This window comes from Ferruginibacter sp., from assembly GCF_028288465.1.
GTDB lineage: Bacteria > Bacteroidota > Bacteroidia > Chitinophagales > Chitinophagaceae > Ferruginibacter.
The window spans coordinates 219401-237439 of sequence record NZ_JAQBNR010000022.1 but is presented as its reverse complement, the minus strand read 5'-3'; the positions used below and the strand labels follow the sequence as shown (position 1 = coordinate 237439).

Annotated in this window: 21 protein-coding genes; 12 read left to right on the top strand and 9 right to left on the bottom strand. The window is 41.2% G+C overall.

The window, feature by feature from the left end:
* Positions 1-61: 61 nt before the first annotated feature.
* Positions 62-949, top strand: a complete 888-nt coding sequence (locus JWR61_RS11590; RefSeq protein ID WP_301927969.1) for an energy transducer TonB — start codon at positions 62-64, stop codon at positions 947-949.
* 212 nt (positions 950-1161) lie between these two features.
* Here JWR61_RS11590 and ccsA read toward each other — a convergent pair whose 3' ends face one another.
* Positions 1162-3678, bottom strand: coding sequence for a cytochrome c biogenesis protein CcsA (gene ccsA / locus JWR61_RS11585; RefSeq protein ID WP_301927968.1), 2517 nt, complete (start codon positions 3676-3678; stop codon positions 1162-1164).
* Between the two features lie 142 nt (positions 3679-3820).
* The gene (locus JWR61_RS11580) at positions 3821-4228 is read right to left on the bottom strand and encodes a cytochrome c maturation protein CcmE (RefSeq protein WP_290336406.1); all 408 of its coding nucleotides are present in this window, start codon (positions 4226-4228) and stop codon (positions 3821-3823) included.
* A 188-nt stretch (positions 4229-4416) separates the two neighbouring features.
* On the opposite strand from JWR61_RS11580, the gene JWR61_RS11575 reads away from it, so the two are divergent.
* The 4 genes from JWR61_RS11575 (at position 4417) to JWR61_RS11560 (ending at position 8245) form a co-directional block, all read left to right on the top strand.
* Positions 4417-5463, top strand: coding sequence for an agmatinase family protein (locus tag JWR61_RS11575; protein WP_301927967.1), 1047 nt, complete (start codon positions 4417-4419; stop codon positions 5461-5463).
* 2 nt (positions 5464-5465) lie between these two features.
* Positions 5466-5993 (top strand): hypothetical protein, encoded by a 528-nt coding sequence (locus JWR61_RS11570; protein WP_301927966.1) that lies wholly within the window; start codon positions 5466-5468, stop codon positions 5991-5993.
* Between the two features lie 123 nt (positions 5994-6116).
* Positions 6117-6728: a hypothetical protein gene (locus JWR61_RS11565; RefSeq protein WP_301927965.1), complete on the top strand. Its 612-nt coding sequence runs from the start codon at positions 6117-6119 to the stop codon at positions 6726-6728.
* Between the two features lie 230 nt (positions 6729-6958).
* Positions 6959-8245 carry a radical SAM protein gene (locus JWR61_RS11560; RefSeq protein WP_301927964.1) on the top strand — a complete coding sequence of 429 codons (1287 nt, stop codon included), beginning with the start codon at positions 6959-6961 and terminating at the stop codon, positions 8243-8245.
* A gap of 233 nt (positions 8246-8478) precedes the next feature.
* Here JWR61_RS11560 and JWR61_RS11555 read toward each other — a convergent pair whose 3' ends face one another.
* Entirely contained in the window at positions 8479-8667 is a 189-nt protein-coding gene (locus tag JWR61_RS11555) for a hypothetical protein (RefSeq protein WP_290336400.1), read from the bottom strand.
* A gap of 158 nt (positions 8668-8825) precedes the next feature.
* On the opposite strand from JWR61_RS11555, the gene JWR61_RS11550 reads away from it, so the two are divergent.
* The 6 genes from JWR61_RS11550 to JWR61_RS11525 all read left to right on the top strand — a co-directional run bounded on the left by JWR61_RS11550 (position 8826) and on the right by JWR61_RS11525 (position 13051).
* The gene (locus JWR61_RS11550) at positions 8826-9272 is read left to right on the top strand and encodes a GNAT family N-acetyltransferase (protein WP_301927963.1); all 447 of its coding nucleotides are present in this window, start codon (positions 8826-8828) and stop codon (positions 9270-9272) included.
* Between the two features lie 92 nt (positions 9273-9364).
* Positions 9365-10378: a DUF3500 domain-containing protein gene (locus JWR61_RS11545; protein ID WP_301927962.1), complete on the top strand. Its 1014-nt coding sequence runs from the start codon at positions 9365-9367 to the stop codon at positions 10376-10378.
* Between the two features lie 60 nt (positions 10379-10438).
* Entirely contained in the window at positions 10439-11017 is a 579-nt protein-coding gene (locus JWR61_RS11540; RefSeq protein ID WP_301927961.1) for an O-methyltransferase, read from the top strand.
* A gap of 3 nt (positions 11018-11020) precedes the next feature.
* Positions 11021-11425, top strand: a complete 405-nt coding sequence (locus JWR61_RS11535) for a VOC family protein (RefSeq protein ID WP_301927960.1) — start codon at positions 11021-11023, stop codon at positions 11423-11425.
* A 63-nt stretch (positions 11426-11488) separates the two neighbouring features.
* Entirely contained in the window at positions 11489-12535 is a 1047-nt protein-coding gene (locus tag JWR61_RS11530) for a hypothetical protein (RefSeq protein ID WP_301927959.1), read from the top strand.
* A 213-nt stretch (positions 12536-12748) separates the two neighbouring features.
* A complete protein-coding gene (locus JWR61_RS11525) occupies positions 12749-13051 on the top strand; it encodes a hypothetical protein (RefSeq protein WP_301927958.1) in 303 nt (100 codons plus the stop codon).
* A 233-nt stretch (positions 13052-13284) separates the two neighbouring features.
* On the opposite strand, the gene JWR61_RS11520 is transcribed toward JWR61_RS11525, so the two are convergent.
* Together JWR61_RS11520 and JWR61_RS11515 are read right to left on the bottom strand one after the other, a co-directional pair.
* Entirely contained in the window at positions 13285-13563 is a 279-nt protein-coding gene (locus JWR61_RS11520; RefSeq protein ID WP_301927957.1) for a hypothetical protein, read from the bottom strand.
* Positions 13564-13950 carry a hypothetical protein gene (locus JWR61_RS11515; protein ID WP_301927956.1) on the bottom strand — a complete coding sequence of 129 codons (387 nt, stop codon included), beginning with the start codon at positions 13948-13950 and terminating at the stop codon, positions 13564-13566.
* A gap of 223 nt (positions 13951-14173) precedes the next feature.
* Here JWR61_RS11515 and JWR61_RS11510 point away from each other — a divergent pair, with 223 nt between their 5' ends.
* Positions 14174-15460, top strand: coding sequence for a M20/M25/M40 family metallo-hydrolase (locus tag JWR61_RS11510; RefSeq protein WP_301927955.1), 1287 nt, complete (start codon positions 14174-14176; stop codon positions 15458-15460).
* Positions 15461-15596: 136 nt separating this feature from the next.
* Here the strand turns inward: JWR61_RS11510 and JWR61_RS11505 are convergent, their stop codons facing one another.
* From JWR61_RS11505 to JWR61_RS11490, 4 genes are read right to left on the bottom strand one after another with little or no spacing between them, the layout of a single operon-like run.
* Positions 15597-16157, bottom strand: a complete 561-nt coding sequence (locus JWR61_RS11505; RefSeq protein ID WP_301927954.1) for a YceI family protein — start codon at positions 16155-16157, stop codon at positions 15597-15599.
* 7 nt (positions 16158-16164) lie between these two features.
* Positions 16165-17109, bottom strand: a complete 945-nt coding sequence (locus JWR61_RS11500; protein ID WP_301927953.1) for a DUF5777 family beta-barrel protein — start codon at positions 17107-17109, stop codon at positions 16165-16167.
* Between the two features lie 35 nt (positions 17110-17144).
* Entirely contained in the window at positions 17145-17525 is a 381-nt protein-coding gene (locus tag JWR61_RS11495) for a cytochrome c (protein WP_301927952.1), read from the bottom strand.
* A gap of 22 nt (positions 17526-17547) precedes the next feature.
* On the bottom strand, positions 17548-17955 hold the full coding sequence (locus JWR61_RS11490; RefSeq protein ID WP_301927951.1) for a hypothetical protein: 408 nt from the start codon (positions 17953-17955) through the stop codon (positions 17548-17550).
* Positions 17956-18039: the final 84 nt, after the last annotated feature.

The window sequence follows — 18039 nt, the reverse complement described above, 5'->3', positions numbered from 1 at the left end:
TTTGTTGAAATTTTTTCTTTTAAACCTGCCTGTCATCCTAAATATGCATTCGCACCAATTAATGAAGAAGTATTTGTTGTTTTTCACAATTATTTTGTTTGCTACAATTTCAAATTGTCACGCTCAGTATGTTTATTATTTTGATGACCAGCTCGCAATCACAAAAGCTTCTAAAGCAGTTGTCATTGGAAAGGGAGGTAAAGAAGATGATGGGTTATTCCGTCTTGATTATTTTTTAAAGAAGGGCGGCAGCTTATTGATGTCGGCACATTATACAGATTCTTCGCTGTCTAAAATGCAGGGGGAATTTTCAAAGTTTTACGCAGACGGATCCATACAAGAGCAGGGTACTTATTTAAATGATGAGCAAAGCGGTCTTTGGGAAAAATGGGATTCTGCCGGCAGGAAGAGTGACTCTTCAATATTTCAGACCGGTAAAGCTGTCACAAAATCGGTATTCAATTATTACAAAAATGGACAGATGAGTTACTACTCGTATGAAGATAGCTTGACGGACATCTTAAAAAGAATGTCTTACAATGAAAAAGGGGAATTGAAAACAGAGGTTTATTTTAAGGGGCAAAATGGGATTTTAAAAAGTTATGATTCAGGACGGGTGATGATTGATTCTCTTTTTACAAGAGAAGAAAAAGAAGCACAGTTCTCAGGAGGAGAAATTCTATGGCGAAGATATCTTGAACAAACATTGAACGCTTCAACACCTGTGAATAATGGAGCACGGAACGGAATTTACCAGGTTATAGTTCGCTTTATTGTTGCAAAGGATGGCAGTATCAGTAATGTAACTTCAGAAACAAAGCATGGTTATGGTATGGAGCAGGAGGTAATTAGAATAATACAAAACGGGCCGGCATGGGAACCTGCTATTCAATATGGCCGCAAAGTGAATGCATACCGCAGGCAGCCTGTAACATTTGTTGTACAATAATGTTACAGGCTAACATTATAACACGTAAATTATTGTTTGGAATTTGTACCGGGTTCCAATAAGTGTCTAAATTGGAATGGGTGTAGAGCTGCGATTTAATTAAAAAGCTATTTTCGGGTTACTTTATGCAGATGGATGCAGATTAAGGATGTTAAAAGCAATATACGTTTCTATCCGCACAATCAGCGTCATCCGTGTTTCTATCCTGCGATTTAATTCGCCAGCAAAAACATATAAAACATTCCTGCAGCGACAAGCAGCAGCGTTATGGCACCTGCTTTGGAAGACATATTCGCCCTGCGGATCATGCTCATAATTAAGCCGATGGCCATTACCACGAGGCCAATCCATACCAGGTTGATGTAAGGAAATATATAGGCCTTTAGTGTTACAAAATCAATCATCTTTTCAGATTCTTTTACAGCGATTTTAATTTTTTTCTGATCAGAGCTCACACCGGCAAATTTGATGTACAGGTTTTGACCGTACACTGTATCATCTATTTGATTAATGCCCATGCTGTCAATCAGAATCATCGGAGCGGCTTTGTACAATTCATTTTCGTTACTGGTAATGCTAAGGTTAGCAGTTACCGCGGGGCCGGTTAAGGGAATATTGAATTTGTTGCTGGCAGGGTTTTTAATTACATCATCCAGCACCATATATCCCTTTGAATAAAAGATGGTATCGCCATTGGTTACTTCATGTACCTTAAAAGAACTGGTATCTTTTTCCCTGTCAGGACTTAAGGCGTAGGAGATATACGTAAATACATCATGCGATAAATAATTTTTTGTATCGGGATTACTGCTCATGTTGTTGTTTTTCATGAGGTATACATCCGGGTTTAATACAAAAGATTCAGTAATTTTTTTTGTAGCGCTATCTTTTTTCTGAAACAACAAATGGTAAAAACGTTTGCCGGTTTCAAGGCCTGCACTATCGTATAAATAGGTTACATCATAAGGCCCCATTTTTTTAGGTACCTGCTTTATCAAATTAATATTTTCTGATGCAATATCCTGTTGTTTGGTAAGCGGATCAATACCCATCGGGATATTAAAATCTTTAAATTTTTCTACGCTGATCACCTCCTTATTACCTGCGGAAATAAGCATGCCCGCAATCATTAAAGTAAAACCCAAATGTGCTATAGAACCGCCGGCTCCTTTTAATTTGCCATTCAGTCCGCTCCAGATATAGCTTGCATTTGCAACCACAGAATAAATAGAAGCGAACAAGGCAAAATACAAAGCAACCAAAAATCCCGGACCTTGTTTGTAATAAGTTAGCGGATAAATGACAGCCAGCAAACCGGTAATAACTGCGGCAATAAGGGTGGGCAGTGCAATCTTTTTTAACGTGTATGAAGACGGTGTGCTTTTGTACTTCAGATATTGGGTAACGGCGCTCAGTAAACCGATAATTACTGCAACCAGTACCATTACTTTATTGTAAGAAAATTCAGCATCTTCGGGCGGTGCCATCTTTGTACCTAATACCGCGTTAATTACCGGCACCGATGTTTTGGCGATAATAAACAGGGCTGACAAAAAGAAAACCAGTGACCCGATAAACATCCAGAACTCACGGCTGCTGCTGGCCTCCTCTGTATGGATGGCCGGGATTTTTTTAAGGTTGATAAAAAACAAAGTAAGTGAAGCAATTGTAAATACCGCCATGAACGAAAAGATCAGAATATTCATCGCTTTGCCTGCTTCAGTAAATGCATGTACAGACGTATCACCCAATACACCGGTACGGGTTAAAAAGGTGCTGTATAAAACAAATATAAAAGAAAGAATGGTAAAGAGGTAACTGGCCCTTAAAGAGTGGCCGGTAGCTTTATAAATTACCATGGTGTGCAGTCCGGCAATTAATATCAGCCATGGAACAAGCGATGCATTCTCAACCGGGTCCCAGGCCCAGTAACCACCAAAAGATAAAGATTCGTACGCCCATTTGCCACCCATCATAATACCCACACCCAATACTGCAGCGCTGAACAATGCATAGGGCAGTACTGGTTTTATCCAGTCGCCAAAACGTTTGGTTTGTATGCCTGCATACGCAAATGCAAAAGGTACGATTGTAGAGGCAAACCCCAAAAACAACACCGGCGGGTGAATTACCATCCAGTAATTACGCAATAAAACATTTAATCCAACGCCATCTTTAATTAAACTCAGGTAGTCGGATCTTCCAAAAATAGGTCCGTTGATTTCGTTGCGGGTTAATACAAAAGGACTGTTGCCAATCTTGGTGCCCAAAATGTATAACCCCATAATCATCATGGCTAAAAATACCTGTGCAAAACTCACCACCGACATTACCGGCGCTTCCCATTCTTTTGTTTTATTAATCAATATAATTCCCAACACACAATGCCAGATAGACCACAATAAAAAGCTACCACTCTGGTCTTCCCAAATACAGGCCAGCAGGTATTTATATTCCAATTCTTTGGAAGTATGTTTATAGGCGTAGAGGTATTCTAAATAATGGTTGGAGCAGATGTAAAAAATACAACCGAACACCGCCAGTACAGCGGCACATTGTATAAAAAAACTAACCCTTGCGTATTTAATCCAGGAATATTTTTCCGCAGCGTCCTTTTTGGCGGCTGCGATGGCGTAAGCAATGGTAGCAAGCAAAGAGGCTGTAAAAGCAACCAATATAAAAATATGACCTGTGGTTCCTATCCACAAGTGTTCTCCTTCAAATTGCATGGGTGGTTTGTTTAAGTATTGATGCTAAAGCCAGGTGGACCTAGGTTGAAAAGTAAAAATTAAAAAGTAAAAAAATGAAAATGGTGCATTGCAATGAAGAGCCGTTAAAACTTATAACTTATCACGCAAAACTTATAACCCGTTAAGATTTTTCTCCAACTGTTTTCTCAAGCTGTTTTTTGTCGTCTTTATACTTACTGGGGCATTTTAACAGGATGTCGCTGCATTCAAAAACATCGCCCTGCATTTTGCCTTTTAACACCATTCTTTCACTTTGTTCCAGCTCTGCAGGTTTTGTGTTATGGTAAACAACTTTGGTAACATTACCCAAGCTGTCTTTGGCAATAAAAGACAAATAGTTGGGGTTTTTTGCCGGATCATAATCCAGCGGACTTGTTCTGTCCAGTTTGGCGATTAAATGAACAAATTTGCCTTGTTTTTGCCGGGCGGAGGCAACCGTATCATAGGTCGAAAAATCCACTGAAAGCATAATCAGGGTTCCGATGGCAATGGCAATGACTACTAAAAGAATAATGTGCGATTTTTTCATGACGTTCACTTTAACGCCGCAAAGGTAAAGCAAAACAAGCTGCGACGGCCATAATTTAAATCAGCAAAAAGTATGATTATGCTGGGTATCTTGTTAACAATTTCATCGTTGGTTTGTTTGGTATCTGTTATCTTTGCCGCCGTTTTGCATGTGTAAAAATGACACAATTCATTCAATAATTATTACTGATGACAGACCTCTCTCATTTTGATCCCAATTCAGTTGGCAACCCCAACAATAATATTTTTGGTTTACCTTTTACAGAAGAAGATGCGAGGCTGGTGATAATACCGGTTCCATGGGAAGTTACAGTAAGTTACAATGCAGGTACAGCAAGGGCTCCCGAACATGTTTTCAAGGCTAGCCTGCAGGTGGATTTGTTTGATCCTGAATTAAAAGACGCCTGGAAACAGGGTTTTTTTATGCGTCCCTGCGATAAAAAAATTCTGATGAAAAGCGATTACCTGCGCAAGGAAGCAGAGTTATACATCAATTATATTTCAGAAGGGGAAGAGGTAAACGACAATAAGTTCATGAGCAAAACATTGCGGGAAGTAAATGCCGGCAGTGTTTTCTTGAACGACTGGGTATACGAGCAAACGAAAGATTTGCTGGACGCGGGAAAATTAGTCGGATTACTTGGCGGAGATCACAGCACACCGTTGGGGTTTTTTAAAGCCATCGCAAAGAAACACGGAGACTTTGGGATTTTACAAATTGATGCCCACTGTGATTTAAGAAAGGCGTATGAAAATTTTAATTATTCTCATGCATCGATCATGTATAATGCGCTGGAAGAAATTCCGCAGTTAACCAAACTGGTTCAGGTGGGCGTAAGAGATTATTGTGAAGAAGAATGGGATTATATAGCGCTTAATAAAGAAAGGGTAGTTACTTATTTTGATAAGGATATCCGGGAGCGCCAATATGAAGGGCTAACCTGGAAGGAGATCGCAAATGAAATAATCAACCAGTTACCACAAACTGTATTTATCAGTTTTGATATTGACGGACTGGACCCCAAATTATGTCCGCACACAGGTACACCTGTGCAAGGCGGTTTCGAAACCGAGCAGGTATTTTATATCTTTAAATTATTGATGCAAAGCGGCCGTAAGATAGTGGGCTTCGATCTGAATGAAGTAGGCGTTAGTCATGATGAATGGGACGAAAATGTTGGCGCCAGGTGTTTGTTTAAATTGTGCAGTATGCTGGTTAGTTGTAACCCGGCTTAATCATGTACGTATTTACCATAAAAGATAATGGCGGCAGCATTAATGCAGTAGTAATAAGAAGCTTGTTGGCCCTTGGCGGAATTGCGTCGCTTCTATACCACGGCCACGACTATCTTTATATCAATATTATCGCCGCGGTGGCTTTGTTTGCCGCAGCGCTTTTTGTAAACCGGCTTTTGACGCAATACAAAATTCCAGTATTGGTTTTGATGACTGCCGGGGCGTTTTTTGTGCTTGCTGCAACACTCTTTATTCCATTTGCTGCATTATTAATTGCATACGGCTTGCTGGCAAAAAAATTGTATACAGCGCCTGTTGTAAAAATCCATTCCGGGGGAGTACATATCATAAAGCCGTTTGGCAATACCGAACACGCCTGGACCGAATTCAACAATATTATCTTAAAAGACAACCTGCTTACGCTTGATTTTAGGAACAATACATTGTTACAACTATTGGTTGCCGAAATCAGCTATGGCACAGACGAACAAAGCTTTAATGAATTTTGCAGCGGATTCATTGGAATATAACTTAATTTCTTTCTCATTCTGAGTTGTTTAGATTTGGTTAGTTGCTATTTAAGTTTCAATCTAAACTTCCGGTATTTTTTATGGATTTTTTAACGGTTTGCATCTGTACAAAAAACTACCGCTATGCCATCTCAATTTTCCCTCCGCGTAATCCATCCGGCATTTGAATTATTGAAGCATTCAGCGCCGATGTTGCACTTTATTGTCGCCTCTATTATCTTAGTCAACGGCTTGCACCATTTTAACAACCACCATATCAGCCGGCTGATATGCTATTGCCAGCTGCTGATTGCAACAGATATCTACCTGCTGTTATTTTTTATTACCCTTGGCATGCTGGCTGATGTAATTTATCTCAACTGTATTTTTCGGTTTATTGAAGCAGCAACGCTGCTTGGCATTGGGTTTTTGCTGATAAGCGATGGGCACACCATATTAAGTGCGCTGCATTTTTTACTGGCAGCGGGGTACGCATTGATTTTTTACAGGGAATACCGCATACAACATTCTGAAACAATCGATATAAAGCCAACAGGAATTACCATACCGAACTTTAAAGCGGATACGGAAATAGGATGGCAGGATATAAAAACGGTTGTACCCCGCTACCATTCCATTTTTATAGAAACTTTCCGTAATAAAAAAATACAATTTCAGCTGCGAAATAATTTGAATATGGAAGAATTGCAGCTGATTGATGATTTCTGCAGGCGGCACCAGCTTTCGGCAAGATGATACTGACCCGGAACCACAGTAGTTTCAGCGGATTAAAATGCTGAAAGGTCGCCATCTCTATTTCTTCAGAACATTTCATTCAGGCATCAACAAGCGCATGGGTAATTTAAAAGTTGAGCAACTGCCATAAATTGACGAATTTTGCCGTCAGTTAAAAAAGGTGGATGATTCAGTCAGCACTTCGTGCAGCAGAAATTATCCATTAAAAAATTATCAGTTATCCATTAATTATGACCCCTTACATTTTATACTCCGATGGAGAAGGCAATATTTTTGAAGACACATCCCTGTACACAACAGGCCGTAGCGGGTGGGATGCATTACCAATAGAAGAAGCAGACTGGATTGAATTGCCTGACGGCGGCAATTTATATGAGTTGCCCGGCAGGAAAGGAATTGGCATCGACGTAAAAACAGGCGAAATGCGGTTGTGCGAAAAAGGGTGGGCTGTTGCCGCATTTATTCCTCCTGCCCATACCGGGTTATACATGGCCGCTTATGAGACAGAAAAAGATGCACCAACACTGCCGCTATTTTGTTACACCGCCGCAGGCTGGTGGGATGACAAATTTTATGTGCCAGCGGTAAGAATTGAAAATGATATTCGGCAGGAATGTGAAGGCTATGATGATAAACAGATTGAAACAGGAACGGAATATTTATTAAAAACCTATCCGCACAACAGGCTGGTAAAACACCTGATGGAAAATTGTTGTCTTACTTACAACTGCCCTGCTGCCAGGAACCTGGCGATGGGCCGTTGGGAATGCCCGGTTCCATCTTCCCCCGCCTGTAATGCCAACTGTATCGGCTGCATCAGTTTTCAGCCCATAGAAGAAACGATTGTAAGTACACAGGACAGGTTGACCTTTCGCCCGACACCTGAAGAAATTGTAGAGTTTACTGTACCGCATTTGGAAACAGCGCCTTTTCCGCTGATCAGTTTTGGACAGGGTTGCGAAGGCGAACCCTTACTGATGTGGGAAACCATCCGCGACAGCATTATCGAGATACGTAAGCACACTCAAAAAGGAAGCATCAATATCAATACCAACGGTAGTAAACCAGACGCAGTGAAAGCGTTGTGTGAAGCGGGTTTAAACAGCATGCGGGTAAGTACCAACTCAGCCCGGGAGAGTGTATATACACCTTACTATCGCCCCAATAATTATGTGTTTGCCGATTTGATTGAAAGCCTGAAAATAGTTCGCAGTTACGGTGGTTGGACTAGTATTAACTACTTTGTTTTTCCAGGTATGACGGATAGCATTGAAGAATATGAAGCGCTCAGAAAACTGATCAGGGAAACAGACTTGTGTATGATACAATGGCGCAATTTTAATATTGATCCAGACTGGTATCTTGGTAAAATCGGCGTTACTGAAACAGGAGAGTGTATGGGGGTAAAACAATTGATGGAGCTCATAAGAGAAGAATTTCCTGACCTTAAGTTCGGTTATTTTAACCCGGCAATAGAAAGAATCAAAGGCAATTTTGAAGTAGATTTTGCGCATTGATTTTGAGACGTAAATAAAAAGCCACCAGCATAACTGGTGGCCCTCCCGCTGCACTGCGGGACAGATTATTTGTTGAGCATCCGGTTAACGCAAGGTTACCGAAGGTGCCCATGATTGATCTGTAGATTGCATGAATACCTCCTTTTTATTTGGTGAATATTAAAGTTAAGCAATTCTCACCTGAAAGCGTCAATCGAAAAACGAGTTAACAACTCTTTTTTTCACCCCAAACGTCAAATTTCCAATCGTTCCAATACCAGCAGGGTTTCCAGGAATTCGTTCCAGGCTGTCTGCCATTTTTCTTTCGCTGTGTTGATTGTATCATGATGCTCAGTGCCTGCAGCGCCTTTTGCCTGCATATATTCCTCCAGCTTCTTAAGTGTTTCTGCATTCAATTCTTCCAGTTTTTTCGTATGTTCCATGTTATTTGTTTTAACCTGTTTTTTATACTATAAAGTTACTTCGTTTAAAAGAGATTGCTTCAGTTATTTAGTGCAATTGACAGCGCAATTTTTGTTGCATAAGGGTGATACTTTAATTTAGTCGCCTTATTAAAGGAAACGTATAAAATAACGACATCATGAAAATTATCATCAGGAAAGCAGCTGAACCGGATTTTGAAGCCATTTTATTACTGATAAAAGAATTTGCCATTTTTCAGAAAACACCTGACAAAGTAAGCATTACTCTGGACGAGATGATTGAAAATGGAAGCCTGTTTCAATGCTTTGTAGCAGAGACTGCTGACAAAAATATTGTTGGTTTTGCGAGCTTTTTTTTCGCTTATTATTCATGGAGCGGCAAGGCGATCTATCTGGACGATTTGTATGTTATCCATTCCTTTAGAAAACACGGTATCGGTAAAATGTTATTGCAGCAAATCATTGAACTGGCAAAAAACAATGCCTGCAAAAAAGTACGCTGGCAGGTCTCTAAATGGAATAGCAATGCCATTGAGTTTTATCAGAAAATGTCAGCTGCGATAGATGAAACAGAAATCAATTGTGATTTGGCTTTAGCTGATTAAATATCCTGAACCCGGCCTGAAGAAGAATTTGCTGTTAACGAAATAAATGAAGTGTATTCAGTTATCTTTGATACAACTAATTTACTTGCTGCATGAAACATTCATTATTACTCCTCACTGTCTTATTTATTTTTATCACAACCACAAGTGCCCAGGATCTTGCCGGTAAAGCCAATGCATTTATCAACATGCTGGAGGCTGCACAACGTACCAAAGCGCTGTATCCTTTTGATACAACCGAACGGTACCGCTTTCATTATGTGCCTCAGGACGACCGGAAAGGCATTTCATTTAATGAATTAACACCTGCGCAAAGAGAAGCGGCCATCGCATTACTAAAAACCTGTCTTACGGATGAAACCGTAAAGAAGGTGAGAGAAATTATGCTGCTGGATAATGTGCTGAAAGAACTGGAAAACCGTAAACCGGAAGATCATTTCCGTGATCCGTTGAAATATTTCGTCACCATTTTTGGTGTTCCTGCAGCCGGCAATATCTGGGGCTGGCGTTTGGAAGGCCATCATGTTTCTTTTCACTTTTCTGCCAGTAACAATAAACTGGTTGCAGCCACACCCACCTTTATGGGTGATAATCCCGCCATCGTGCTAAGCGGCGATCAAAAAGGCAAAGAAGTGTTGAAAGAAGAAACGGATAAAGGATTTGCACTCGTACAAAATCTTTCGCAGGAAGAATTAAAAAAAGCAATTATAGATACCATCGTACCGGCTGATATAGTAACCGCCAACAATCGCCAGGCAATGATCAAAAATCCTGCAGGCATAAGGTATTCAGAATTGTCTGCCGCCAGTAAACAGCGTATGCTGCAGTTACTTAATTTATACGTGCACCGGTACACCACTTTGTTTGCAGATGCTATGCTGAAAGAAATACAAACAGCCGGGCTGGACAATCTTTGGTTTACCTGGGTGGGTTATACAGATCATGCTTTTGGCAAGCCTTGCTACTACCGCATCCAGGGGCCTACCATTATTATTGAATACGATAATACGCAAAACAATGCCAACCACATTCACACTGTAGTGAGAGATTTGAAAACTGATTTTGGCGGCGATCCTTTACTGGAACATTACAGGCAAAGTCATTAACACTTGGCATTGATGCACCGTTTGCATCAATAGCAAAATGTATTTTTACTCAATTAAATTATGACAGAAGAAATAAACCAGGCACTCCCAAAGGCCTATAATGAAATTATGGAAGCGACGGCCGCTTCGGGATTTACAATGGCGTCCGACGTACTTACTTGCTCATTGCTGCGCACGTTAGCGGCTTTAAAACCCGGAGGTAAATTTTTGGAATTGGGTACCGGAACAGGCCTCTCTGCTTCCTGGATTTTGGATGGCATGGATGCGCAATCATCGCTGGTTTCTGTTGACAACGATCCTGCGTTTTTACAAATCGCTGAACAATTTTTACGTGGCGATCAACGATTGCAACTGGTTACGTCTGACGGGGGGGAATGGGTAACAACCAATAGTGGTCAAAAATTTGATTATATTTTTGCAGATACCTGGCATGGCAAATATTTGATGCTGGATGAAGTATTGAATATGCTGAGCCCCGGTGCTTTGTACATAATTGACGACATGCTGCCGCAACCCAACTGGCCGGAAGGACACGCCGAAAAAGCTACCCTGCTTATAAAACAATTAGATGATAGAAAAGACCTTACGCTTACAAAACAAGTTTGGGCAACAGGCATCATTATCGCAGTAAAAAAATAAAGGATGAAAGCAGTTACAACTACGATTGAGCCGTGGCTGTCCGTAATTAACAGCGGAAAAGCCGTGGCTTTTTATAAGCTTGCATTTGAGGCAGCAGAACTTTTTAAAATGGAAGCACCGGATGGTTCGCTGGTAGCGCAGCTTGCCATTGGCGGGGCAAGTTTTTGGGTAAGCGATGAATCGCAGGAGCATGGTAATTTCAGTCCGCAAACACTGGGTGGCAAAGGCACGGTAAGAATCATTTTAACCGTTACCGATCCGGACGCATTGTTTGCGCAAGCACTTGCTGCCGGCGCAACACAGGTTTCTACAATAGCTGAAGAATATGGATGGCGGGTCGGCAGGGTGGTGGATCCGTTCGGGCATCACTGGGAGATTGGCCGCCCGGTGGACAGTACTGATAATTGACCGCGGATAATTAAGTATTTACCTTAAGGACTGATCGTCTTTCATTCAACAAAAGATAACGTGATGAAGCTTTTTATTGTAACCCTGCTAATGATAGTCAGCTACGGCTGTACCAATGTATGTAGTGCTCAGGAAAATAAATGGAGACCCGGATTGCAGCCGCAGCTAAGTAAAGATAATCGTGGCGTAATAAGAATGGTATACGGAGCAGGTGATACAATATTTTGCGCCACTTCCTCCAATAACGGCCAAACTTTTTCTAATCCAAAATTGGTGGCAGTTGTAAAAGACATGCATCTCGGCATGTCGCGAGGCCCGCAGCTGGCCAGTTCCGCCAATTACTCTATGGTGGCTGCCGTTGATAAAAACGGATCCGTACATACTTTTTGCCAGTCTCATTCAACTGGTAAATGGACGCGATGCAAGAATGCAAATGATGTTGCCAACAGTGCACCGGAAGGCCTGATGAATATTGCAGCTGATGAGCATGACAATTTTTACGCAGTGTGGCTGGACATTCGCAATGATAAAACCAACAATATATGCTTCGCAAAAACAACCACCCGGGGAAGAAGCTGGTCTCCCAATAAACTTGTCTACATTTCACCAGACAAACACGTATGCGAATGTTGTAAGCCAACCATCAACGTAAGAAAATCGGATGTGTACATTCAATTCAGAAACTGGCTGAATGGTTCAAGAGATCTTTACCTGCTGTCGTCTATTAATGGCGGTAAGGATTTTAATCAACCTGTAAAATTAGGCGATGGTACCTGGAAATTAAATGCCTGCCCGATGGATGGCGGTGGCCTGGTTGTTAATGATCAGCAGCAGGTGACTTCCGTATGGCGAAGGGAAAATAAAATATACCTTTCAAAGCCCGGTGAGACAGAAACAGAGATTGCATCAGGCCGCAATTGCAGCATCACCAACCCACAACATCCCATCATTACCTGGCAGGAAGGTGATCGGCTGAAAGTGAAGGATCTCAATAAAAATACCACACTAAATGCCGGAAAAGGGGGCTTTATAAAAGCAGTGAAAACCAACGATGATAAAATTTTCTGTGCCTGGGAAGCAGACGGCCAGATAATTTTTGCCCGCCTGTAATATGTATTTCCCATTAATTTTTCAAAATCAATACCTGTTTATCATTCGCAGTCAGTTGCTGCTTCGTTTATTCAAAGGCTGCTTTGTTCCTTTTTTAACGAATAGTATAATTTCTACTTATATCCCAGCATAATTTTACAGCATAATAGACGTTACTCTATTTGTAGACCTAAAAAATTGTGGTTATTTTATCCTGTTAAATCCAATAACAACATGAAACAAAAAATCAGCATCACAGCTAACCTGAACGACCCTGCTAATTTAAAAGATCTTGTCGAAAACCTCGCTTCCTGTCATACTGATAGAGGCTATTGTAAAGTACCGGTTCCTGAAAAATGGAAAGCACTTGAAATGTCAAGCACCCAGGTTTATGTGCTGGGATCTCTGGACGTACATGCCAAAACAAATGACTGCGTAAAAAGAGTGAATATGCCGTTTACCAGCAGCTTTTTATTTACCTGCATCAAGGAAAAATGTGGTTTGTTTAACCTGGAGTGGAGTGTATCCTTGTCCTGATCAGTAATACTCCTCTCTTTTTTTAATGTTTATGTTTGCATGGGCAAGGTTTAAGTTTTTGCTTTATGAAACTCATACATCTCAGCAAGCGGCGGACATGCGGGACTATACCTTAATTTTTTTGTTAACAGGAAACTAAAAATAGGTGTAAGTTTTTATTATGATGCTGCCATCGCTGGCAACAGTTTTTTTGGATGCTATCCTGTCGTATAAATCAAAAGTGTAGGTGTAATCTATCGTGCCGGAGAATGAGCCAACCTCGAACCTGAGTTTTTTAACCAGGTGATTTTTTTTGCTGCATTTGGATCAGGCAACCCGCTAACGCTGGGTGTTGAGTAAGTGATATCCGGGTAATATTCAAAATGCTGTTCATTGCCAAATAAGTCTGAAGAGCTTATTTTATCTCCATCCGGATTATATATATAAATCGTTCTATCCGACGGCACCGGTATAGTTCCTGCCTGGTAGTCATACTCTTTTAATTCCACCAACTGATTAGCTGCATTGTACACCTATTTTTCCGAGCTGAAATCCCTTGAGTTGTTGTATTGAAAAGTACTGTCAATAAAGCCGGCTATGTTTGTATAGGCATCTGAATGAATAGAAAGTACATTACCATTGTATATATCTACTGAATACTTGCCCGCAGATGGATAAGAAAATAGAAATTTATCTCCCGCAGATGTTGCTGAGGTAACACTGATAATCCTGTCACTGTCGTCGTATCCTAAATTATAAGTACTAATCAAATTTCCCAAGCTGGAAGAAACAATATTTTCTGTATAAGTCTTTACTTTAAGCCCGCCTGTTGATTGAGACTTTGTACTATTTTCTTTTTTACAACTACCCAGCAATCCAACACCGGTAACCATCAGCAAAATGAATAAATTCTTTTTCATAAGCAATTTATAACTCCTCTTAAGAATGAGTCAGTTGGGAAAAACGGGTTTTAACAGGTAACAGTTTACAAGGCACAACTTGCCACCAAAAACGGCTAATAAGCAAATATATTTTATTTCAGTATTTGCTTTTGTGATACAAAAGGTTATGAAGGCTGTATGGAGTAAATATTTTACAGCTAACAACATGAATTATTTATCTTCCTGTTTATAAAAAATACAGATGAGAAAAATATTTTGTTGCCCTGCATTTTTGCTGACGGTATTTACAGCTTCAGCTCAGTCCCTTACCAAAATAGAAAAGCAGGTTGTTACCAATATAGAAACATCCATGCCTGCTACATTGCAGCTGTTAAAAGAATCTGTCGATATCAACAGCGGCACTTTTAATATTGCCGGCGTAAAAAAAACAGGCGAACTGTACGCTAAAGAATTAACTGCCCTTGGCTTTACCGTTTCCTGGATTTCGTTGCCTGATTCTTTGAAAAGGGCAGGGCACCTGGTAGCCCGCCACAAAGGGAAAAAAGGAAAAAAACTTTTCCTGATTGGTCACCTGGATACTGTGTTTGAACCTGATATGCCGGCTAACCCGTTTACGATGCTGAATGACAGTACTGCAACAGGGCAAGGCGTGAATGATATGAAAGGAGGCGATGTGATGGTGATAGCGGCTTTAAAAGCTTTACAGAAGCAGGGCTTACTGAACGATGCGAACATCACCATTTATTTTACCGGCGATGAAGAGAACGCCGGAAGCCCGGTTTCTGTTAGCAGGGCTGATTTTATTGAAAGTGCAAAGCAGCATGAGATAGCATTGGCTTTTGAAGGTGCGGTTGGCCTGGATAAAGTAGCCACCGCCCGTCGCGGAGCCAGTGAATGGAAGCTGGAAGTAGAAGCAAAGCAGGCACATTCATCCAATATATTTGGCGGCGCCGGTTATGGCAGTGTGTACGAAGCTGCAAGAATCGTAGATCAGTTCAGGGAGCAGTTGAGCAAGGAGCAGTACCTAACCTTTAACCCTGCGCTGTTTATCGGAGGCTCCGATGTAGCGTATAATGATGCAAGCCAAAAAGGAACTGTATCAGCCAAGACCAATATCATTGCACCGCACACAGTTGTTCTCGGGGATTTACGTTTTCTTTCCGAAACGCAAAAAGAAAATGCCCGGGTTGTCATGCGCAAAATTGTCAATGAGCATTTGCCCGGCACTAATGCAACTATTAGTTTCAAGGATGGTATACCAGCTATGCCACCAACCTCCGGCAACGAAGCCCTTGTAAAAGTGGTGAATGATATCAGCCTTAATTTAAATTTTGGTGAAGTGAAAGCAGGTGATCCCGGGGCGAGGGGAGCTGGTGACATTTCTTATGTTGCCAATTACCTGGATTGTCTTGATGGTCTGGGTGCGTCGGGTAAAGGAGCCCATGCACCGGGAGAAATTATCAATCTCAATGAATACCCCAAACTCATCAAAAGAACAGCCCTATTGATTTACAGGCTGACAAGGTAGGTAAGTATGCAGTGGTGATGTGTGCTGCATCATCCCAATGGCCGACGGAGAATAAACCGCAACGTACTTTCTTTCAGTAAGTTGCGGTATCAGTAAAACATATTGCGGCTGGTTGCGATTGAAAAGTATTGTTTAATTACCTGTTATAAGGTTCATACTGGCAGCCAACTGTAATGGTGACTGTTTCTGAAACCTGGTTTGCAACCAGTGCCGGAATTTTGATATTGTAATCAGCCAGCTTTACCATAAACTTCGAATCGGCGCTGATTTTTTTTCCCACTACGCGAATTGTGGCCGGGACTTCTACCTTATTACTTACACCATGCATGGTAAGTGTTCCGGCAATAGTAACCGGGTAGGCGCCATCCTGGTTAAAATTCACCTTGGAAGGATCTGTAATAACACCCTTGAAAGTGGCTTTTGCGAATTTTGAACTTTCCATATAATCTTCATTAAAGTGGTCCTGCATCAGCGCCTTCTTAAATTTAAAGCCTGTTACAAGTACCTGGAAAGCCAATTCATTTTTTAATGGATCAAGCATACTAAAAACTTCATTGTTATTGGCATCAATGTTTTCCGCTGTTGTTGCAGAAAATATGGCAATGGTACCGTTACGTGTAATATATTTTTCCTGTGCGTTGCTATGCAAAGCTGATACCAGAAACAAGGTTGCCACTATTACTTTTAATTGATTCATACAATAGTTATTTATTTTTTTTAAGTGAGAAAATACGTGAAAGGTTAAAGCCCCACCTGAAGCGCCATTGCGCCCAGCTGGTAGTGGTATATGGAATAAATTGATTTTCGAGTATGGCTGTACTGTTCGTAAAGGTGAAATCAAATACATGTCCGCCTGTTTCAAACTCCAGACCCGCCCCAAACGGATTGTAAAACGTAAGTCCGTTTGCCTTTAAAGCAGCTGTGCTTGCTTTATTTCTGAATACTTTAAAGTAATCTGCTACCAGCGCCACCCTTTTCGAAATCTTTAACCTGCCCCCGATGCCTGCAGCATAAATATCATTCTGATCGTTGTGGATAACGTAATTCGTGTGCACATAGGTTGGCATTACCATTAGCGAAAAACGATCGGAGAATTTTCTTGCCAGCAGCAGTTGCGAGGTGTAGGATAGGCGGTCGCTGAAATTGTTAAAGTGATCAGGTGTATTGGCTTTGGCATTGGAGGCCATTGAGCTGGCCACGAGGTTACCAAAGGCTGTTACTGTAACGGGCATACTACCGTCTTCGGTTTGCCGCAGCAGTTTATATTTCAGGGACGTTTCGTACAACTGCCTTACAGCAGCGGCGCCTTTTGCCCTGCCAATACCCACGGTAAGCCGGTCCGTTATACCATAGTCAAAACCTATTTTTACGTCGGTGGAATTTTCCAGTCCGTAAAAACTTTTTTCCCCGCCATATTCTCCCCCGATATCGCCAAACCTGTGTGCTACCCTAAAGTCAAGTTCATGCTTGCCCAGCGTTTCAATGGTGCGGCTGTTTACCAGTTGTGTGCCTTTAAAAGTGGCATAGGTATATTGTTTTTTTGTAGCGGTTGATGTGGCCATTTCCTTGTCAAGCATATTGGAAAGACTGTCCTGTGCAATTACCCGTCCGGCACAGAAAAATAATACTGTTAAAAGTAGTGTTCGCATTAGTGTTATTTAAATAAATGATGGTGTTTTACAATTTACTCCGGGGAACCTCTTTTAATCCATGCTTTTAACAGCTGTTTATCAGCATCCGAAAATGGTTTTCTTGGCGCCGGTGGCATGGAATTTTCAACAATGGTCTCCATAATCCTTGTTCCGTATTCCACCGCATTTTCATAGGTGTTTGTATTGTACCAGAACTGCACGGCGGAGCCACCTTTACCATGGCAGGTGCTGCAATTGTTCTTGATAACATTATGCACATAATTGGTATAGGTAACCGAGGTATCCGTAACACCATCCGGAACAAAATTCGCAGGGCTAACCGTTACATCTCCTTTCTTGGAACAGCCAGCCAGCAGCAGCAAAAAGCAAATCACATAGTAGTGGCTATAGCGCATGCAGATTACACTTTTCATAATAAAAAATATTTTTTTTGATTTAATTCAGGAGCAGACTTTTAATTAAAATCACGTCATTGAGATAGCCGGTACAAATGCCTTTAATGGTAACTTTATCGCCGGGTTTTAAGTTGAGTGCAGGCTGATCCAACGTACACGCAATGCCGAACATAGGATCGCCCGAATCTAATATAACCTGTTGTTGTGCCTGTTGCGTTTGCTTTACTTCAAGTACTTTTCCACTTACTTCCAGTGCCTTGTTCAGGTAGGTTTTATTGGCCGCTGGTTCATTGGAACTGTATTCTTTAAACAAGTTTTCGGCGGTAACTGCCTGGGCTGAAAGGCTGGCAACATCCTGCTGTGGTTTGTTATATTGATACCAGCCAATTGCTGCGCTGATAATAATAATAGCGGGCACGGCGAAAAGAAAAATTTTCTTTACGTTCATAAAAAAATATTTTTTACTAATTAAAAATTGCAGCGTTGTAATGGGAAATACCGGACAGGAGTTCAATTTAAAGTGCCGGCGTAC

Bases quoted from the DNA above. Each gene is read 5' to 3' on its own strand.
- JWR61_RS11540 (WP_301927961.1), top strand. From the start codon at position 10,439: ATGACAGAAGAAATAAACCAGGCACTCCCAAAGGCCTATAATGAAATT.
- JWR61_RS11490 (WP_301927951.1), bottom strand. From the start codon at position 17,955: ATGAACGTAAAGAAAATTTTTCTTTTCGCCGTGCCCGCTATTATTATT.
- JWR61_RS11515 (WP_301927956.1), bottom strand. From the start codon at position 13,950: ATGAAAAAGAATTTATTCATTTTGCTGATGGTTACCGGTGTTGGATTG.
- ccsA (WP_301927968.1), bottom strand. From the start codon at position 3,678: ATGCAATTTGAAGGAGAACACTTGTGGATAGGAACCACAGGTCATATT.
- JWR61_RS11590 (WP_301927969.1), top strand. From the start codon at position 62: ATGAAGAAGTATTTGTTGTTTTTCACAATTATTTTGTTTGCTACAATT.
- JWR61_RS11550 (WP_301927963.1), top strand. From the start codon at position 8,826: ATGAAAATTATCATCAGGAAAGCAGCTGAACCGGATTTTGAAGCCATT.
- JWR61_RS11575 (WP_301927967.1), top strand. From the start codon at position 4,417: ATGACAGACCTCTCTCATTTTGATCCCAATTCAGTTGGCAACCCCAAC.
- JWR61_RS11565 (WP_301927965.1), top strand. From the start codon at position 6,117: ATGCCATCTCAATTTTCCCTCCGCGTAATCCATCCGGCATTTGAATTA.
- JWR61_RS11580 (WP_290336406.1), bottom strand. From the start codon at position 4,228: ATGAAAAAATCGCACATTATTCTTTTAGTAGTCATTGCCATTGCCATC.
- JWR61_RS11535 (WP_301927960.1), top strand. From the start codon at position 11,021: ATGAAAGCAGTTACAACTACGATTGAGCCGTGGCTGTCCGTAATTAAC.
- JWR61_RS11530 (WP_301927959.1), top strand. From the start codon at position 11,489: ATGAAGCTTTTTATTGTAACCCTGCTAATGATAGTCAGCTACGGCTGT.
- JWR61_RS11510 (WP_301927955.1), top strand. From the start codon at position 14,174: ATGAGAAAAATATTTTGTTGCCCTGCATTTTTGCTGACGGTATTTACA.
- JWR61_RS11560 (WP_301927964.1), top strand. From the start codon at position 6,959: ATGACCCCTTACATTTTATACTCCGATGGAGAAGGCAATATTTTTGAA.
- JWR61_RS11545 (WP_301927962.1), top strand. From the start codon at position 9,365: ATGAAACATTCATTATTACTCCTCACTGTCTTATTTATTTTTATCACA.
- JWR61_RS11495 (WP_301927952.1), bottom strand. From the start codon at position 17,525: ATGAAAAGTGTAATCTGCATGCGCTATAGCCACTACTATGTGATTTGC.
- JWR61_RS11525 (WP_301927958.1), top strand. From the start codon at position 12,749: ATGAAACAAAAAATCAGCATCACAGCTAACCTGAACGACCCTGCTAAT.
- JWR61_RS11505 (WP_301927954.1), bottom strand. From the start codon at position 16,157: ATGAATCAATTAAAAGTAATAGTGGCAACCTTGTTTCTGGTATCAGCT.
- JWR61_RS11555 (WP_290336400.1), bottom strand. From the start codon at position 8,667: ATGGAACATACGAAAAAACTGGAAGAATTGAATGCAGAAACACTTAAG.
- JWR61_RS11500 (WP_301927953.1), bottom strand. From the start codon at position 17,109: ATGCGAACACTACTTTTAACAGTATTATTTTTCTGTGCCGGACGGGTA.
- JWR61_RS11570 (WP_301927966.1), top strand. From the start codon at position 5,466: ATGTACGTATTTACCATAAAAGATAATGGCGGCAGCATTAATGCAGTA.